Raw genomic sequence first — 15781 nt, 5'->3', positions numbered from 1 at the left:
GTCAGCCACCTCCCTGCGACACGCCGCCGCCCGGGGCAGACGGATGATTTTGCTTCGCCAGACCGTGCGTCGTTTTTTCCCAATAAAATGGCTTCGTGATCAGTTGCCAAGCCGCTTTCACGGCTGCAATGCTCATCAGCACCCAATAGATCGGCGTCAGCAGCGCGTATTTGACGAGCCCGTAGGAGAACGTGCGGTCTCCGCGCTTCTCAAGATCGTGAATGACCCAGTACACTCCCGCAACATTGCTGAAGACGAACAGGAAATTGCCGATCAAAAACTCCGCCGCCGCCAAATAATAAATAATGCCGGGGAAAAACTGCGGAATCCATGCGAATTTCCAGCCATACCACAGCACCAGCATGATCCAATAAAACGGATTAAGCAGCGGCAGCATCGGAGTGGCGAGTACCATCACCTGAAAGCCCAAAAATCCTTTCGGCCCGAGCTCCCGCCACAACCGGATCGGGTTGCGCATATGGACAAGCCATGTCTGCATATATCCCTTGATCCAGCGGGAACGCTGCCGGATCCAGTTGCCGACGCGGCTGTTGGCTTCTTCCCACGTCCGGGAATCGACGATCGCCGTGCTGTAGCCCGATTTGTAGAGCCGGATGCCGAGGTCCGCGTCCTCCGTCACGTTGTAGGGGTCCCAGGCATTGATCTCTTTGAGCACCGACATTTTAAAATGATTCGACGTCCCGCCAAGCGGAATCGGAATATTAAGCTGCATGACACCGGGCAGCAGCAGCTCGAACCACATGCTGTATTCGTGCGTAAACCAGCGGGTCAGCAAGTTCTGATCGCTGTTGAAATAATTGAGCTTGGCTTGAATGCATGCCGTATTCTCCGGGCTTCTCATGAAGGCGGCATGCACCTTTTTGAGCTGATCGGGATCGGGCCGGTCCTCGGCATCGTAGATGACGACATACTCGCCCCGTGCGCGGATCAATCCGTAGTTGCAGGCCTTAGGCTTCGTCTTCGGCAAGCTGTGCGGCACGACGATCGTCGTGTAATACGGCGGCAGCTTCATGCTCTGCAAAATCTCCTGCGCTTCGATATCGTCCTGCTCGATCAGGAGCCGCACATCCAGCTTCGCCTTCGGATAATCGAGCTGCTCGATATTATGCAGCAGGTGCGGGATGACCTCGCTCTCCTTGTACATCGGAACGAGAATCGTGTAGACGGGCAGCGTCCGTTCGTCGATGGCGTCGATCTCTTCCTGCTTGAAGCGAATTTGGGCGAAATCGCGGGTTCCGTACATAATGATCATGAACTTGAACAGCGTCATGGCAAAATAAAACAGTTGCACGGCTATGTTGAGAACGATCAGCGTATGCAGCCAATCGAGCCCCAAGCTGAGCAGGACGAGGAACGTGCAGATGCCGATGACCGTCAGCTGCGGCGTCGTAAACGTGATGTGCGCGGAATTTTGCGGCTGCTCGTCCGCCAGCTTCTGGGTGCTCTCGCGAAGCAGCTCGGACTGGTACGCTTCCTTCCAGAAATATTCCATTTCCTCCCGCGTCGCCAGTACCTGCTGCACCGGCATTCCGAGCATGTTCTCAATCGCAACGACCGCTTCGTCCGTCAGCGGATGGCCGACGGCTACCAGATAGCGGTTCGCGTCTTGGTGAATGACGACGGCATCATACTGCCGGGCCATCGCTTCCGGCAGCTTGTTCACTTCCTCGAACATATATTCCGAACCGATTCGTCCGAGGTTGTATTGCGTAGCAATATGGCGATACAGCTTCTCCGGCTCGATGAAGCGCATCGACATCAAAATGTCGCCGAGCAGCCCGCCGCTCTTGCGTTGAAACTCGAGCGCCCTGTCCAGCTGTTCTTTCGTAATGGCGCCGGTTTCGACCAGCATGTCGCCAAGGCGTCCTTTGCTTCCTTGCTGATGCAAAATAGGCGCAATACGCTCACGCGGGGTAAAGCCGAGTTCCACGAGAATGTCCCCTAGGCGTCCGCCGAATTTCTGCTGCCGCTCCATCGCCGTTTCGAGCTGCTCGGGGGTTACCAGCCCCTCGGCTACCAGCCGGTCGCCAAGACGCAGCCTGGGCTTGTCCACGGGCTCATCGTCCAGTTTCGGCTCGAAGCCGGGCCGCTCCATAAGCTCCATCTTGGTTGCGATAAGCTGCTGCACCGCATGATCCTTGCTCTCGATCTGAGCGTTGAGCTGCCGTGCCCGTGCCTGCAGCTCGCCGATCCGCTCCTGCCGACGGCTGCGTTCCCGATTCAGTTGTTCTTCCTTCTCCCGGACCTGTGCTTCCAGCTCGTCGACGAACCGGTCGGTCACGCTCTTGCGGAGCCCAAGCAGTGTGCGCCCGAACGGCTTTCTCTTTACTCGTTTCTTTGAATCCATTGCTTCAGACCCGCTTCCATACGCTCCAATTCGGTCAATCCCTGCTCCAAGGTGGCGATTTCGTTCAATAGCTCCGCTTCCGTCCGTTCATATGCTGCGCTTTCTTCTTGCTGCCGTTCCTCCAAAAGCTTGAGCTCCGCTTCGAGCGAGGAGACGTACCGGTGTACCTGATCGGCGTTATAGCCAAACAAAGCCTTGTCTACCCTCACGAGTCTCCCCCCTTATGCATGACATTCCGTAATAATCTCGATGAGATCAAGCGGGTCCAGCGCTTTCAGCCTGGCGCTATCCTCCTCTCCGAGCACGAAGCTTCTTCCAATAGCTACCGGTAGCTCCCCGCCGTTTTGGAACAAGCGGCACCTGCCGTGCAGAACGGTCCAAGAGACGATACGCCGCACATCGCCAGACGGGGCGGTGACGAGCTCCTCTCCCGCTTCCAGATGAATGCGGCGCGTCGTTACCGAGGTCCCGTCCGGGAAGGCGGAGCGGTCTACCGTCTGCTCGGAGGACGCCTTCTTGTCACCGCTCGTCTCCCGCCCCATGCGACCGAGCGCTTCTTTCAAGCGGGAGCTGCTTTCCTTATGCGTCACCAAAATACCTTCGGGGCTTGCCGCGACGACGACATCGGACAAGCCAAGTACGACCGCAGGCACATCAAGCTCGTTCACTACGTGAACGTTGTCACATTCCTCTCCGATATATCCCGGACCGATCAGAGGCCGATTCATTTCCTCCGTCAGCGCGCACCACGTTCCGAGGTCCTTCCAGGGTCCTTCGTATGCGAGCGCCACAATCCGCTCTTCCCGTTCCACGACGGCATAATCGAAGCTTCGGCTCTCGATCCGGTCATACGCCAGCAGCAGCTCTTCATACGCTTCCGGAAGCTCCATGGCTTTCAGCCGGTCCAATAAGTATCCGGCACGGAAACAAAACACGCCGCAGTTCCAAAGCGCGCCTTGTTCGATATAACGAACGGCATCCGTCTTCGAAGGCTTCTCATGAAAAGCGCGGATCGTCAGCGCAGCATCGGCTCCGCCATCCCCATCCGGGACCATATATCCGTATTTCTGCGACGGAAAATCAGGCCGGACCCCCATTAGAGCGAGGTTTGCGCCGGAGCTTATCAACGTCTCGGGCAGTTGCAGCAGCCTGTCGTAGAACGAGTCCTCCGTCCGTCCGTCCACAGGCATAACGATGATCGGCTCATCACGGGATACGCCGCGATGCGAGCACAGGTAAGCGACCGAAAGCAGGATCGCCGCAAACGTATCGCGCTTCTCCGGCTCCAGCACCAGATCCGTTTCGTATCCGAGCTGCTCCAGAATCGCCTCCCGTTGGTGGCCCGAAGTGGCAATAACAGCCGATCGGTGAAGCCCCTTGCCTCCCAGCCTTCCCCATACCTGCTGCAGCATCGAGACCGGGTGCCCCGCTTCGTCATGAAACAACCGTATAAATTGCTTGGAGCGCCGCTCCGTCGACAGCGGCCACAGCCTCGTTCCCGAACCTCCGGACAGCAAAATCATGTTCATCCGTTCACCTGATTTCCGTGCGAAACCTTCGTTTCGTGTTTTATGAATACAAGTATAATAGCATAATCGTTTTAAAATTTTATTTAGCAAATATTAGCCGGAAGTCAAAATTTCATAAAAACCGATCCATTTGTTAGCCTTGCGTTAATATCAAACAAACACCCCTTGCAAGGATACGGTTGTACGCATCGTTACAAGGGGTGTACTGGGCAGGCCCGGTTGAAAACCGTGCCTTATGCATTCACTTTTTGCTTGGCAGTTTCTGCCAAAGAGTTGAATGCATTGATATCGTTAACGGCGAGATCCGCCAGCATTTTGCGGTTCACTTCTACGCCAGCCAGTTTCAGGCCGTGCATCAGCTTGCTGTAGGAAAGACCGTTTTGACGTGCTGCCGCATTGATCCGCACGATCCACAGTTTGCGGAAATCGCGTTTTTTCTGACGGCGGTCGCGGTATGCGTAAAGCAAGGATTTCATCACTTGCTCTTTTGCCGTTTTAAACAGTCTATGTTTCGAGCCAAAGTAACCTTTAGCAAGTTTCAATATTTTTTTACGACGACGCGTACGGATAAATCCGCCTTTCACTCTTGCCATGACAATCTACCTCCAGAAATGTTGTAAGTATGCGAATTCGAGACGAACGGGATTACTTAATGTTAGCGAGCTGCTGCTTCAGGCGTCTTACATCGCCCGGATGCATAACCGGATTCGTGCCCAGAACGCGTTTTTGGCGAGCGGATTTGCCGGACAGCAGATGGTTTTTATACGCTTTGTAGCGTTTTACTTTGCCGGTACCTGTAATTTTGAAGCGGTCTTTCAAGCTGCTGTGAGTTTTCATTTTTGGCATGGGGTGTTCCTCCTTAAAGAATGAGATTTTACTGTTGCTGCTTCGGCGCCAAGATCATGATCATGCTCCGGCCTTCCAGCTTCGGCTTGCGCTCAACGATGCACAGCTCTTCCACTTGGGCTGCCATGCGCTCCAGAACGCGCTGACCGATATCGGCATGAGCGATCTCGCGGCCGCGAAAACGGACGGACAGCTTTACTTTATCGCCATCGTTCAGGAATTTCACAACGTTGCGCAGTTTCGTTTGGAAATCGTGCTCGTCAATCGTCGCGCTCAGACGAATTTCTTTCAGCTCGACGATCTTTTGATTCTTACGGGCTTCTTTCTCTTTCTTCTGCGTTTCGTAGCGGAATTTACCGTAGTCCATGATCCGGCAAACCGGCGGTTTCGCCGTAGGCGCCACGTTCACCAAGTCCAGATTCTGATCCTGCGCAATTTGCAGCGCTTCGCGAATCGGCTTGATGCCGAGCTGTTCTCCGTTCGCATCAATCAAACGAACTTCTCTCGCCCGAATTTCATCGTTAATCATGTGCTCTGTACTGATAACCTGCCACCTCCAAAAGATTTTGCAAAAAAAAAATACGTGGGCGTTAAACGCCCACGTTTGGTTTTAGGTCCAATGAATTGACTGATCTGTTCGAAAACGGATCAATCAAACAAAGTCACTCTCAGTCATAACCAGCCAACCAAGGTCGGGCAGGTGAGAAGCGGGCGCTTCTTCTTTCGCACTAAATTAATATACCATTGCCATTGACTATAGTCAACAGCGAAATTCGTTTTTTTGCGCGGCTTATACTAGCCGGCCTGCTTGCTCTGCATATCCTCGAGCCGGATGACGCGGGTATGCTCGGTATGGCTCCACTGCTTGTTGTTTTGCGTGAAAAACGCGTAGAACGTAATCGGCCACCAGGACAGCAGGAAGAGCGGGAACGTAATCAAGTACTTATACGATTTCCAAGGCGCTTTTTCCAAAATCAGCGCGATCACAAACTGGGCGTAGGTTAACACCGAGAATATTGCAAAGAAGCTCGGCGCAATCTGGAACAAGGAACTAAAGTTCGGAACGCCCGGAAGCGTCATATCGACCCACAGCACCACGGTAACGATCGATCCGATGAACAGGTTATAGACGTTGAGCGCGTAAACGGCCGTATCGATCTTCGCCCAGCTTCCTTCCTTGAGCCCTTTCCAGAACAGCGGGAAGAAATAGCGTCTCGCTACGTTGAAATGGCCCTGCATCCAGCGGAGCCGCTGGCGCGCCGAAGCTTTGAACGTGAGCGGCTTTTCGTCGTACACTCTTGCGTAATAGTTGAACGTCGGGTTGACGCCGCGCATCACGCAGCGCATCGTAAACTCCAAGTCCTCGACGAGGCTTGTCGCTCCCCAGCCGATTTCCTTCAGCAGGTTCGATTCGAAGCACATTCCCGTGCCGCCCAAATAGTTGGCCAGACCAAGGTTGGTCCGCGGCAGCTGCCAAAGACGGTTACAGTACCAGTAGGTTACCGCGTAAGCGGCAGTAATCCAGGAATCGTGCGGATTCTTCGTATCCAGATAAGCCTGAATAACCTTGGAACCGTTGCACAAGTCGTTGTTCATATGCTGCAGGTAATCCGTGCTGACGAGGTTGTCGGCATCGAACATGACGACGGCATCGTACTGGCGCGGCATTTTCCACAGCTCTTTGAGCATCCACTCAATCGCGTAGCCTTTGCCTCTCAGCTTCGGATTGTTGCGTTCGCAGGCGTGCACGCCCATATCGCGGGCGATTTGAGCCGTATTGTCGGTGCAATTATCGCAAATCACGAATATATCATATAGTTCTTTCGGATAGTCCAGATTCTTCAAGTTCTCGATAAGCGCCCCGACAACCTGCTCCTCATTGTGAGCCGCTACAAGAACGGCAAACGTTTTTTGAGGCGCATGATCAATTTGATTTTTGCGGCGGTACCAACCGAAAAACGTCAGAACCAGCTGGTAGGCTCCAATCATAGCCAAAACAATCTGGAGACCTAACAGAATACTGTCCAACATGAAACATCCCCCTTTTTTTGTATGTACCCCTTATGTCTGTTTCTCTTAGCGCCTTCAAAATTTTTTTCGATGGTGTGGATTAGATTACGAGGGTCGCCGAATATGATTTTCCTCTCTTTGGTCCGATTTGTCAAAACCGCCAAGTCGCTTCCTGCGGCCGGATCTTTGTTTTTCCGGGAAATACGGCAGGAATTCCGGCAAGACTCTTTGCTATCCATCTTTTTACGTCTTATTTTCATCGATTTTCAAACTTTTTATAAGCGCCAACTGGAAAAAACTTTCTAAAATCACAAACGGAAAAGCGGTCATTTGGAAAAGACGGCCTCCTGCTTCCGCATTGTTCCGGCTTCGTGCACGACTTGGCCATAGCTTTGGTACAGCCTGTGAAAAATCGCATCCCAAGACTGCCGTAAGCTGTAAGCCCGTCCGGCTTGACCGAGCCTTGCGCCCAGTCCGCGATCCTCATACAGCCGCAGCATCGCTTCGGCGAAATCCGATACGTTCCCCGGTCTGCAGAGCAGCCCGGTTTCCTCGTGCGCGATCGATTCCCCGACGCCTCCCGCATCTGCGCCGACAACCGGCGTTCCCGAAGCCATCGCTTCAAGCACGACATTGCCGAACGTTTCCGTCGCCGACGGGAACACAAAGACGTCCGCAGCGGCGTACAAGTCGCTCAGTTCTTTTCCTTGCCGGAAGCCCGTAAAAGTCACGTCCTCCCTGCCCGCAAGAAGCTCCTGCATAGGCCGCAGCAGAGGCCCGTCCCCGGTCACGATCAAATGCGACCTGCTGCGCACCTCGCCCGGAAGCGAATCGAATGCGCGAAGAAGAACATCGACGCTTTTCTCCGGCGCCAACCTCCCGACATATAATATAACGAATGTGGACGGGGAAAGGTTGCAAGTCCGCATCACTTCTTCCCGGTTGACAAACGGGTGAAACCGGTTCACTTCCACGCCGCGGGACCAAATTTCCAGCGATTTCAGTCCTTTTTCCTGCAAATGCCGGAGCGTCGAACGGGACGGAACATAAATTTTGCGGCAATCCTGGTGAAACCACAGCATGTATCTCCACAGCAGCGGCTCCATCCATTGCAGCTTGTAATAAGCAAGATATTGATCGAAGTGGGTATGGTACGAGGCGACGACCGGCACCTGATGCCGCTTGGCATACTGAAGCCCGATCCATCCCAAGTTAAACGGCGTGGCGACATGAATCAGGTCGGGAGCGAACGCCTTCAGCGACTTGGCCAGGTTGACAGGATTAGGGATAGCCATACGGCACTCCGGATACAATAAGAAGGGGATACTGCCAAATCTTTCTATCATCCACTGATCGGATTCGGCTGCCGATTGACTATGCGGCGCAAACACTTTGCAAGCCACTCCGCGCGCTTCAAGAAACTTAACCCACCTGCCGAGCGTCTTCGCTACCCCGTTCACGTCCGGTACGAACGTATCCGTAAATAGGGCTACTCTCATACTTTAACCTCCTCCAAGTTTTGTGAAACAACAACTATAAAAAGTTGATGAAGACAAAACTGCATCGGAAGCATAGGCTTGAGTTTTGTGAAACAACAACTATAAAAAGTTGATGGAGACAAAACTGACATCGGAAGGATCGGCCTGTACAAGCGCACAAAACAGGCCTTTTTTGAAACCAAACCGGTACCGGAAGCGTTTAGTTGTATGAAAACGAAGCTTTTTCAGAGCATGGAATGCAACCTTCGCTTTAGCACATTTTTCAAAAATTTATTTCATCGTTGAAGGGGAAGCCGGACGGTCGTCGTCAAAAATGATTGTAACGAGGCAATGTTAGCGCAGCGTCAATGGAAGATTAAATTTACCTTTTATATTGTTTTTATATTCCTATAACATTTGCCCCCTACACTTATATATGAGCTGGCCAGACAGCTTATCCCACACTGCAAGGAGGCGTTGTTCCCTTGAGCCGTGTCGTTTCGTGGCTGCAAAAGCATGAGCACCGGATGTTTTTCTTCGTGAATCAACGTATTCAGCACTCTGCGCTGGATTACTTTTTTAATGCGATTACCCATTTGGGGGGCGCTACGGCTATGATTATCATTGCGCTCTGCGTCGCTCTGTTTACGGAAGGGGTATGGAGAATAGCCGGCATCGAGAGCTGTATCGCCCTGGCGGTCAGCCATTTGCCCGTCGCGATCATTAAAAAGAAATATCCGCGGCTTCGGCCCTATCTCGTGCTGAAAGGCACGCACACATGCAAAAAACCGTTAACGGACCATTCGTTCCCGTCCGGCCATACGACGGCCGTATTCTCCGTCACCGTGCCGCTCATGCTCGTTCATTCGTGGATCGCTATTATTTTGCTTCCTATTGCATCTCTCGTCGGTCTGTCGCGTATATATCTAGGACTCCACTACCCGTCCGACTGTTTGGCCGGGCTGCTGATCGGAACCGTAACGGCCCTGTCGGCCGTTGCAATTTTGGGTTAAAAGCATTAATGTTAATTTTGTGTAAATTCCATTTGGTACAAGGTTGGGTGAAGCGCCTATGCGTAAAAAGAGAGTCTTGTTATTATCCGAAGGCTTCGGCGCCGGGCACACGCAAGCGGCCCACGCTCTGTCCGACAGTCTTCGCATGCTCTCGCCCGAAGTCCAGACTCGCGTACTTGAGCTCGGCACGTTCCTGCATCCGACGCTGGCTCCATGGATTCTTACCGCTTACCGCAAAACCGTGTCGACTCAACCCAAGCTTTACGGGCTGATGTATCGTTCCCAATACAAAAAATCGTTAAACCGTTTTACCCAGCTTGCGCTTCATCGTATCTTTTATGCGCAGGCTGCCGAGGTCATCCATCAGCTGCGTCCGGATACGATCGTATGCACGCATCCGTTCCCAAGTGCGGTGATCTCCCGCTTGAAGCGTTCCGGTTTGAACGTGCCGCTGTGCACCGTGATCACCGATTACGACGCTCACGGCACCTGGGTCAGCCCCGAAGTGAACACGTACCTGGTATCGACCCCGGACGTCAAAGAAAAGCTGCTCAGCCGCGGAATTTCGTCCGAAACGGTAAAGGTGACGGGCATTCCAATTCATCCGAACTTCTGGGAGCAGCACAACCGGGAAGAGCTGCGGAGCCGATTCGGCCTGTCGACTCTGCCTACGGTGCTCGTTATGGGCGGCGGCTGGGGACTGGTGAAGGACGAAGGATTCCTGCAGCACTTAACCACTTGGCGCGACCGGATCCAGCTAGTCGTCTGTCTCGGAAACAACGAGAAGGCGTTGGCGGAGCTGGCCGAGGACGAGCGTTTCCGGCATCCGAACATCCGTCTGCTCGGGTTCACCAAAGAAATCGACAAATGGATGGACGTCTCCGACCTGCTCATCACGAAACCGGGGGGCATGACCTGTACGGAAGGGCTTGCCAAAGGAATTCCGATGCTGTTCTACAAGCCGATCCCGGGACAGGAAGAGGAAAACCTGCAGTACTTCATGCAGCACGGCTTGGGGGAGCCGATCAAATCGGCGGAGACGGTGGATCATTGGTTCCGGCTGCTATCCGACAAGGTGTTCGAGATGCGCAAAGCCCGAGCGGGACTGGAGCGAAAAGAGGGCGCATACAATCCCACCCAGTGCTCCCAAGCGATCATGGAAGTACTGACCCGCTAAAAAAAAGCAAAAGCCTTGTGGCTCGCATGAGCGCACAAGGCTTTTTCGTATGGTTTTATTGGTCTGCTGCGTCTTCTGCGCCCGTCTCGGGCTCCTGCCGTTCGGACAGCTGCTTCTGATGCGCGACCAGCGCTTCTTGCCCGATCACGGCCTCCAATCGGTAAATCGGCATCCCCTGCTTGTAGAACTTCGTTTCGTATTCCGTCATTATCAAATCGGTCCGCGCTTCTTCCGCGTGAAGGTCAAGCGAAATGTTGCGCATGCGAAGACCTAGATCGGCTAACGAGTTTAGCGAAAACTCAAACAGCGAACGGGAATCCGTTTTGAAATGAATTTCTCCCCGCTCATTCAAGATCGACTGATATTTATGAACAAAGTTCGCATGAGTCAGCCTGCGGCGCGCATGTCTTTTTTTCGGCCAAGGATCGCTGAAATTCAAATAAATGCGTTCCAGCTCGCCGGCGGCGAAAATATTTTCGATCAGCTCGATGTTGAAACGCGCGAGCCGCAGATTGGACAAGTCACCGCCATGCTCCTCGCGGGAAGCATGTGCCTTCTCGCCGGCCCGGCGGACAAGCTCGTCGTACATGTCGACGCCTATGTAATTAATGTGCGGATTGAGGGCGCTCAGCTCGCTAATAAACCGCCCCTTGCCCATCCCGAGCTCCACATGGATAGGACGGTCGTTGCCGAACAGCTCGGCCCACCGGCCCTTGTACGGTTCCGGCTCCAGCACGACCAGCTCCGGCTGCGCCTCCAACGCTTCCCTGATTCCTTTACGTCCTCTTAACCGCATAGATCAACCTTCCTCCAACCGCTTGCGCATCGTACCGCGCGTTTTCGTCTTGTCGATTATACTCCAGAAGACCGGGAATGAAAAGACCGGCCCGTGCCGTATGGGCGGATGGACCGGTCGACATGCCGATTAATCTTGCGAAGCGGTCATGAAGCTTGCCGATTCGGAAAAAAGCCGTTATTTGCGGAACTCGCCTTCGTCGCGGTTCCGGCTGCGCAGACCGGCTAGCCCCAGCAAGCCAAGCAAACCAAGCCAGCCCCAGTTGGAGCCATTGTTGTTGGCAGCGGCGGTCGTACGATACGTGTTGGTGTTATAATTGCCGCCGTATCCGTAACCCGTGCGGTCGTTTGCACCGGTGTAGGTATTCATGCGGTCCAGCATGTTGTAGTTATAGCCATTAGTCCCTGTCATGCCTGTAGTCGTACCTGTTGCTGCGCCTGTCGTACCTGTCGTGCCTGTTACCCCAGTCGTTGTGCCTGTTGTTGTCGTGCCGGTCGCCGTGGTCCCATACGTAGTCGAGGCCCCGGTTCCCGTAGCCGTCGTTTCCGCAAAGGCTTGCCCCCCCGTACCGATAGCAGCCGTAAGAGCGAGCGCAAGCACCGTTTTCCCGAACTTGTTCATGGTATGAAAGATTCTCCCTTCTCAAGCTGGATTGGTTTTTAACGCCTTGCAACCTTAGCATAGGCCACGCGTTGTTTTCTTATCCCGTTCCCCGGCAGGAGGGTTTTGTCAAGGACTAAGTTCGCTTTTGAAGCCGTTTTTCGGTACAATATATATTGTAATGCTCTGCGAAAGAGCCGGTCCGAGTTTATTTGAGCTTTATCGATTTTTTATAAAAGGAGTTTCGCCTTATGAAGCAAGCTGAAATGATCCGACCGCCATTATGGGGCGATAAACGTTTTCATACATGGAACTACGAAATGCGGGAGCAGTTCGGCGGCAAGGTATTCAAGGTCATGCTGGATGCCGGATTCACTTGTCCGAACCGCGACGGAACGATAGCCGCCGGAGGCTGCACGTTTTGCAGCGCGCGGGGCTCCGGCGATTTTGCCGGAAGTCGCCGGGACGATCTGGTGACGCAGTTCAACAAAATCCGCGATTTGCAGCATCAAAAATGGCCGGAAGCGCAGTATATCGGCTATTTCCAAGCCTATACCAATACGTACGCTCCCGTGGAGGAGCTGCGCGAATATTATGAAGCGATTTTGCAGCAGCCCGGCGTGGTCGGCTTGTCGATTGCCACAAGACCGGATTGTCTGCCGGACGATGTCATCGATTATTTGGCAGAGCTGAACGAACGCACGTACTTGTGGATCGAAATGGGCCTGCAGACGATCCACGAACGGACGTCGGAGCTGATCAATCGGGCGCACGATACGCAGTGTTATTTGGATGCGGTCGCGAAGCTTCGGGCCAGAGGCATCCGGGTCTGCGCGCATATCATTTACGGTCTGCCCCAGGAAACGCACGAGATGATGCTGGAAACCGGCCGCGCCGTCGCACGGATGGACGTGCAGGGGATCAAGATCCATCTGCTCCACTTGATGCGCAAAACGCCGATGGTGAAGCAGTATGAGGCCGGTCTGCTGCGGTTTCTGGAAAAGGACGAGTACGTGTCGCTCGTCGTCGATACGCTGGAATTTCTTCCGCCGGAGATGATCGTTCACCGGCTGACCGGGGACGCGCCCCGGGATTTGTTGATCGGGCCGATGTGGAGCTTGAAAAAGTGGGAGGTGCTCAACGCCTTCGACGAAGAGCTGCGCAGACGCGATACGTGGCAAGGAAAAAAGTGGCCGCACGGCGCACAAGGTTCCGGTTCGGGCTTGGCCTGAACCGGGGAGGCGCCAGGCTCGGGGACCGGTAAGATCGCACGGCACCCGGCGGCCCGCGGGAGGAGTGAGGAACGATGAACGGCAAACGGAGAGTCGTTTGCTTCATGCTCGGGGCCGCGGCATGTCTCGCAGCCGGCTGCACGGACGATCCGGCGACGCCGACGCCGCCGGTCAATGTGGCCCCCGCCCCGACGGAGGACGGGGCGAAGGTACCGCCGCCGAAGGCGGAGGCGAACGCCCCCGGCGGGGCGGTCGGCTCCGCCGTCCCGGGCGGCGCAGGCAGCGGCGAAGCCGGGGGCGGCAGCGCAGCCGCAGGCAGCGAAGCGCCGACGCCGCCGGCGGGCGGCACGGTGCCGCAGGCGGGCGCGGAGCGCCCCGCGGCGAAGCCGGGGGCCGAGGCTGCCGCGAAGCAGCCGGTGGCGCCGAAGGCGCCGAGCGCGCCCGCGCTGCCGCCGGCGAAGCTGCCGAGCCCCGCGAAGCCGGGGGGCGCGGAGCCGGAAAGCGGCAAGGCGGTGACGCCGCCGGCGGGGCCGATCGAGCCGCCGAAGGCGAGCTCGGAGCCGGAGACGTCAGGCTCGGCCGTGGCGAAGCCGGGGTTTCAGACGCCGGCGAGCCCGGCAGGCGATGGGGATCTGGCGCCGCCGGGACGGGCAAGCAATTAGGAGCACGGCGAAGCCAGGACGAGGCATGCTTCCATGACTTACATAGCTTCATAGCTTCAACATTTGTCCTTGCCCTGGACAAATAAGACATTTCCGGTGCGTTATAGGACTATGGTAGAGGCGATCTAGACCAATAGAGGAACTCAGATGTGTTACTCATGTCGAATGTGGGTCGCGTATCTTGTTTTTGTCGTATTAAGGCACCATAGTTCCTTTATTTACCACATTTTATCCAACTACGGCTTATAACGCATTGCTGTTCCTCTATTGGACTTTATTGGAAGTCAGACATCGCTTGTCCATGTCTTCATACTCGTGAGGAACAACTATTTTTCATTATCTGTAACAGGAGGAATTACTCCTTTGGGCTTTATTTCCATACTCAGCTTTGCACATAAATTAATAGAAGAACGGGTGCAGCCGGGAGAAACCGTTGTCGACGCTACGGCGGGCGGCGGAGTCGATACGGCGTTTCTGGCTCGGCTTGTCGGGCCTTCCGGGACCGTGCACGCCTTCGACATCCAGCAGCAGGCGCTGGACCGTACGGCTTCGCGGCTTGAACAGGAATGTCCCGGCCGCGATGTCCGGCTTCACCTCAGCAGCCATGAAGCGGTGCTGGAGGCCGTCCCCGAAGAAAATCATGGCCGTATCGGGGCCGTGATGTTTAACCTTGGCTACTTGCCCGGAGCCGATCATGATACCGTGACCGAACCGGCGTCAACGCTGGCCGCCTTGGAAGCTTCCGCTCAGCTTATTCGACGCGGCGGCATTATTACGATCGTGCTGTACACCGGCCATCAGGGAGGCTTGGAGGAAGCGGCCGCGGTCGAGCGCTGGGCTGCCTCCTTGCCGCAAAAGCATTTTCAGACGCTGCAGTATCGTTTTATGAATCAGATCAACCACCCGCCTTACCTTATCGCCATCGAAAAGAGATAGTGTGATGCCCAAGCTTTCAGTACTTTTAGCTATAGCAAAACGCGGAGCGGATTGATATAATGCAAAATAGAAAAAAATGAAAGGCCCGGTGTACTCCGGTAAACCCGGCCGACTAGGATAAGGAAGTGGAGAGTAATGAAGCCGTATCCGTTGCAATGCAAGCCTGAATTTAAAGAAAGAGTATGGGGCGGACGTGCGCTCGAACAGTTCGGACTCGAACTGCCGGAAGGCAAAATCGGCGAAGGATGGATGATTGGCGATCACCCGAATGGAACGACAACCGTCGCGAACGGCGAGTTGGCCGGCATGGGACTCGATCAAATCCGCGAGCAGTACGGGAGCGAGTTTTTCGGCAGCAAGGGCTTTTCCGAGAAAAACGGCCGGTTCCCGCTGCTCATCAAGCTGCTGGATTGCCAGGACGACCTGTCCGTGCAGGTGCACCCGAACGATCATTACGAGCGCCTGCCGCAAGGCGAGCTGGGCAAAACCGAAATGTGGTACATTCTGGACGCCAAACCGGGCGCCAAAATCATTTACGGCTTGAAAGACGGCGTTACCCGCGAGCAATTGGCTGAAGCTATCGAGCAGAACCGCATCCTGGACTGCTTGAACGAAGTTACCGCGGAAGCGGGCGATTCCTTCTATATCCCGGCAGGCACCGTACATGCGCTCGGAGCCGGCGTGCTAGTCGCCGAAATTCAACAAAATTCGGACAGCACTTATCGGCTGTACGACTACGACCGTCTCGGTCTGGATGGCAAGCCGCGCGAGCTGCACATTGAAGATTCCTTGAACGTCATCGCCTACGAAAACTCGGGCGCTACGTATATGAAAACAAACCTGAACGCCTCCGGCGAATGGTTGACCCTGGCCCGCTCCCCGTTCTTCGTGACGGAAAAAGGCCGCGTCGAAGGCCGGTGGCCGCTGCAAACGTCACCGGAAAGCTTCGTGATCCACATCATCTGCGAAGGCACGGGTTCGATCCGTTGGGCCGACGGCGAGCTGAACGTGAAACCGGGCGAATGTTACCTGCTGCCGGCCAGCCTTGGCAGCTATTCGCTTGAGGGCAGCATGACGGTCCTGCGCAGCTACCTGCCGTAGATTTAAGCGGACATAAAAAACAAAGACCACCTC

The 15781-nt window shown here is 54.8% G+C and carries 16 protein-coding genes; 6 read left to right on the top strand and 10 right to left on the bottom strand.

All coding sequences use genetic code 11. The annotated features are described in order from the left end of the window. Position 1: 1 nt before the first annotated feature. From NI000_RS10620 to NI000_RS10585, 8 genes are all read right to left on the bottom strand, one after another. Positions 2-2368 (bottom strand): glycosyltransferase family 2 protein, encoded by a 2367-nt coding sequence (locus tag NI000_RS10620; RefSeq protein ID WP_253410274.1) that lies wholly within the window; start codon positions 2366-2368, stop codon positions 2-4. Continuing rightward, entirely contained in the window at positions 2347-2577 is a 231-nt protein-coding gene (locus tag NI000_RS10615; RefSeq protein ID WP_253410273.1) for a hypothetical protein, read from the bottom strand. Before NI000_RS10615 ends, NI000_RS10620 begins: the two co-directional genes overlap by 22 nt. Positions 2578-2589: 12 nt before the next feature. Beyond that, positions 2590-3897 carry a sugar phosphate nucleotidyltransferase gene (locus NI000_RS10610; protein WP_253410271.1) on the bottom strand — a complete coding sequence of 436 codons (1308 nt, stop codon included), beginning with the start codon at positions 3895-3897 and terminating at the stop codon, positions 2590-2592. Positions 3898-4130: 233 nt separating this feature from the next. Then, positions 4131-4490: a 50S ribosomal protein L20 gene (gene rplT, locus NI000_RS10605; protein ID WP_025849278.1), complete on the bottom strand. Its 360-nt coding sequence runs from the start codon at positions 4488-4490 to the stop codon at positions 4131-4133. 52 nt (positions 4491-4542) lie between these two features. Then, the gene (gene rpmI / locus NI000_RS10600; protein WP_025849277.1) at positions 4543-4743 is read right to left on the bottom strand and encodes a 50S ribosomal protein L35; all 201 of its coding nucleotides are present in this window, start codon (positions 4741-4743) and stop codon (positions 4543-4545) included. A gap of 28 nt (positions 4744-4771) precedes the next feature. Further along, the gene (infC, locus tag NI000_RS10595; protein WP_253410269.1) at positions 4772-5272 is read right to left on the bottom strand and encodes a translation initiation factor IF-3; all 501 of its coding nucleotides are present in this window, start codon (positions 5270-5272) and stop codon (positions 4772-4774) included. 266 nt (positions 5273-5538) lie between these two features. After that, positions 5539-6774 carry a glycosyltransferase family 2 protein gene (locus NI000_RS10590; RefSeq protein ID WP_253410267.1) on the bottom strand — a complete coding sequence of 412 codons (1236 nt, stop codon included), beginning with the start codon at positions 6772-6774 and terminating at the stop codon, positions 5539-5541. 305 nt (positions 6775-7079) lie between these two features. Beyond that, positions 7080-8252: a glycosyltransferase family 4 protein gene (locus NI000_RS10585; protein WP_253410265.1), complete on the bottom strand. Its 1173-nt coding sequence runs from the start codon at positions 8250-8252 to the stop codon at positions 7080-7082. A gap of 464 nt (positions 8253-8716) precedes the next feature. Here NI000_RS10585 and NI000_RS10580 point away from each other — a divergent pair, with 464 nt between their 5' ends. Both NI000_RS10580 and NI000_RS10575 read left to right on the top strand, forming a co-directional pair. Continuing rightward, on the top strand, positions 8717-9244 hold the full coding sequence (locus NI000_RS10580) for a phosphatase PAP2 family protein (protein WP_253410263.1): 528 nt from the start codon (positions 8717-8719) through the stop codon (positions 9242-9244). 58 nt (positions 9245-9302) lie between these two features. Further along, entirely contained in the window at positions 9303-10421 is a 1119-nt protein-coding gene (locus tag NI000_RS10575) for an MGDG synthase family glycosyltransferase (protein WP_253410261.1), read from the top strand. 55 nt (positions 10422-10476) lie between these two features. On the opposite strand, the gene trmB is transcribed toward NI000_RS10575, so the two are convergent. Continuing rightward, positions 10477-11217, bottom strand: coding sequence for a tRNA (guanosine(46)-N7)-methyltransferase TrmB (gene trmB / locus NI000_RS10570; protein ID WP_253410259.1), 741 nt, complete (start codon positions 11215-11217; stop codon positions 10477-10479). Between the two features lie 177 nt (positions 11218-11394). Then, a complete protein-coding gene (locus tag NI000_RS10565) occupies positions 11395-11838 on the bottom strand; it encodes a WGxxGxxG family protein (protein ID WP_253410257.1) in 444 nt (147 codons plus the stop codon). A 230-nt stretch (positions 11839-12068) separates the two neighbouring features. Here NI000_RS10565 and NI000_RS10560 point away from each other — a divergent pair, with 230 nt between their 5' ends. The 4 genes from NI000_RS10560 to NI000_RS10545 all read left to right on the top strand — a co-directional run bounded on the left by NI000_RS10560 (position 12069) and on the right by NI000_RS10545 (position 15748). Then, entirely contained in the window at positions 12069-13049 is a 981-nt protein-coding gene (locus tag NI000_RS10560; protein ID WP_253410255.1) for a TIGR01212 family radical SAM protein, read from the top strand. Between the two features lie 74 nt (positions 13050-13123). Beyond that, positions 13124-13711 (top strand): hypothetical protein, encoded by a 588-nt coding sequence (locus NI000_RS10555; protein WP_253410253.1) that lies wholly within the window; start codon positions 13124-13126, stop codon positions 13709-13711. 363 nt (positions 13712-14074) lie between these two features. Continuing rightward, positions 14075-14647 (top strand): class I SAM-dependent methyltransferase, encoded by a 573-nt coding sequence (locus NI000_RS10550; protein WP_253410251.1) that lies wholly within the window; start codon positions 14075-14077, stop codon positions 14645-14647. A gap of 135 nt (positions 14648-14782) precedes the next feature. Then, the gene (locus tag NI000_RS10545; protein ID WP_253410249.1) at positions 14783-15748 is read left to right on the top strand and encodes a type I phosphomannose isomerase catalytic subunit; all 966 of its coding nucleotides are present in this window, start codon (positions 14783-14785) and stop codon (positions 15746-15748) included. Positions 15749-15781 lie beyond the last annotated feature (33 nt).

Source organism: Paenibacillus tyrphae, assembly GCF_024158745.1.
Classification (GTDB): Bacteria; Bacillota; Bacilli; order Paenibacillales; family NBRC-103111; genus Paenibacillus_G; species Paenibacillus_G tyrfis_A.
The sequence above is the reverse complement of the archived record's forward strand: the minus strand, read 5'-3'. Positions and strand labels throughout refer to the sequence as shown.

What these genes read in the sequence shown, in the direction of transcription:
- NI000_RS10575 (WP_253410261.1), top strand. Translation starts at nt 9,303, where the DNA reads ATGCGTAAAAAGAGAGTCTTGTTATTATCCGAAGGCTTCGGCGCCGGG.
- NI000_RS10585 (WP_253410265.1), bottom strand. Translation starts at nt 8,252, where the DNA reads ATGAGAGTAGCCCTATTTACGGATACGTTCGTACCGGACGTGAACGGG.
- NI000_RS10610 (WP_253410271.1), bottom strand. Translation starts at nt 3,897, where the DNA reads ATGAACATGATTTTGCTGTCCGGAGGTTCGGGAACGAGGCTGTGGCCG.
- NI000_RS10590 (WP_253410267.1), bottom strand. Translation starts at nt 6,774, where the DNA reads ATGTTGGACAGTATTCTGTTAGGTCTCCAGATTGTTTTGGCTATGATT.
- NI000_RS10555 (WP_253410253.1), top strand. Translation starts at nt 13,124, where the DNA reads ATGAACGGCAAACGGAGAGTCGTTTGCTTCATGCTCGGGGCCGCGGCA.
- NI000_RS10620 (WP_253410274.1), bottom strand. Translation starts at nt 2,368, where the DNA reads ATGGATTCAAAGAAACGAGTAAAGAGAAAGCCGTTCGGGCGCACACTG.
- rpmI (WP_025849277.1), bottom strand. Translation starts at nt 4,743, where the DNA reads ATGCCAAAAATGAAAACTCACAGCAGCTTGAAAGACCGCTTCAAAATT.
- NI000_RS10565 (WP_253410257.1), bottom strand. Translation starts at nt 11,838, where the DNA reads ATGAACAAGTTCGGGAAAACGGTGCTTGCGCTCGCTCTTACGGCTGCT.
- NI000_RS10545 (WP_253410249.1), top strand. Translation starts at nt 14,783, where the DNA reads ATGAAGCCGTATCCGTTGCAATGCAAGCCTGAATTTAAAGAAAGAGTA.
- trmB (WP_253410259.1), bottom strand. Translation starts at nt 11,217, where the DNA reads ATGCGGTTAAGAGGACGTAAAGGAATCAGGGAAGCGTTGGAGGCGCAG.
- NI000_RS10560 (WP_253410255.1), top strand. Translation starts at nt 12,069, where the DNA reads ATGAAGCAAGCTGAAATGATCCGACCGCCATTATGGGGCGATAAACGT.
- rplT (WP_025849278.1), bottom strand. Translation starts at nt 4,490, where the DNA reads ATGGCAAGAGTGAAAGGCGGATTTATCCGTACGCGTCGTCGTAAAAAA.
- infC (WP_253410269.1), bottom strand. Translation starts at nt 5,272, where the DNA reads ATGATTAACGATGAAATTCGGGCGAGAGAAGTTCGTTTGATTGATGCG.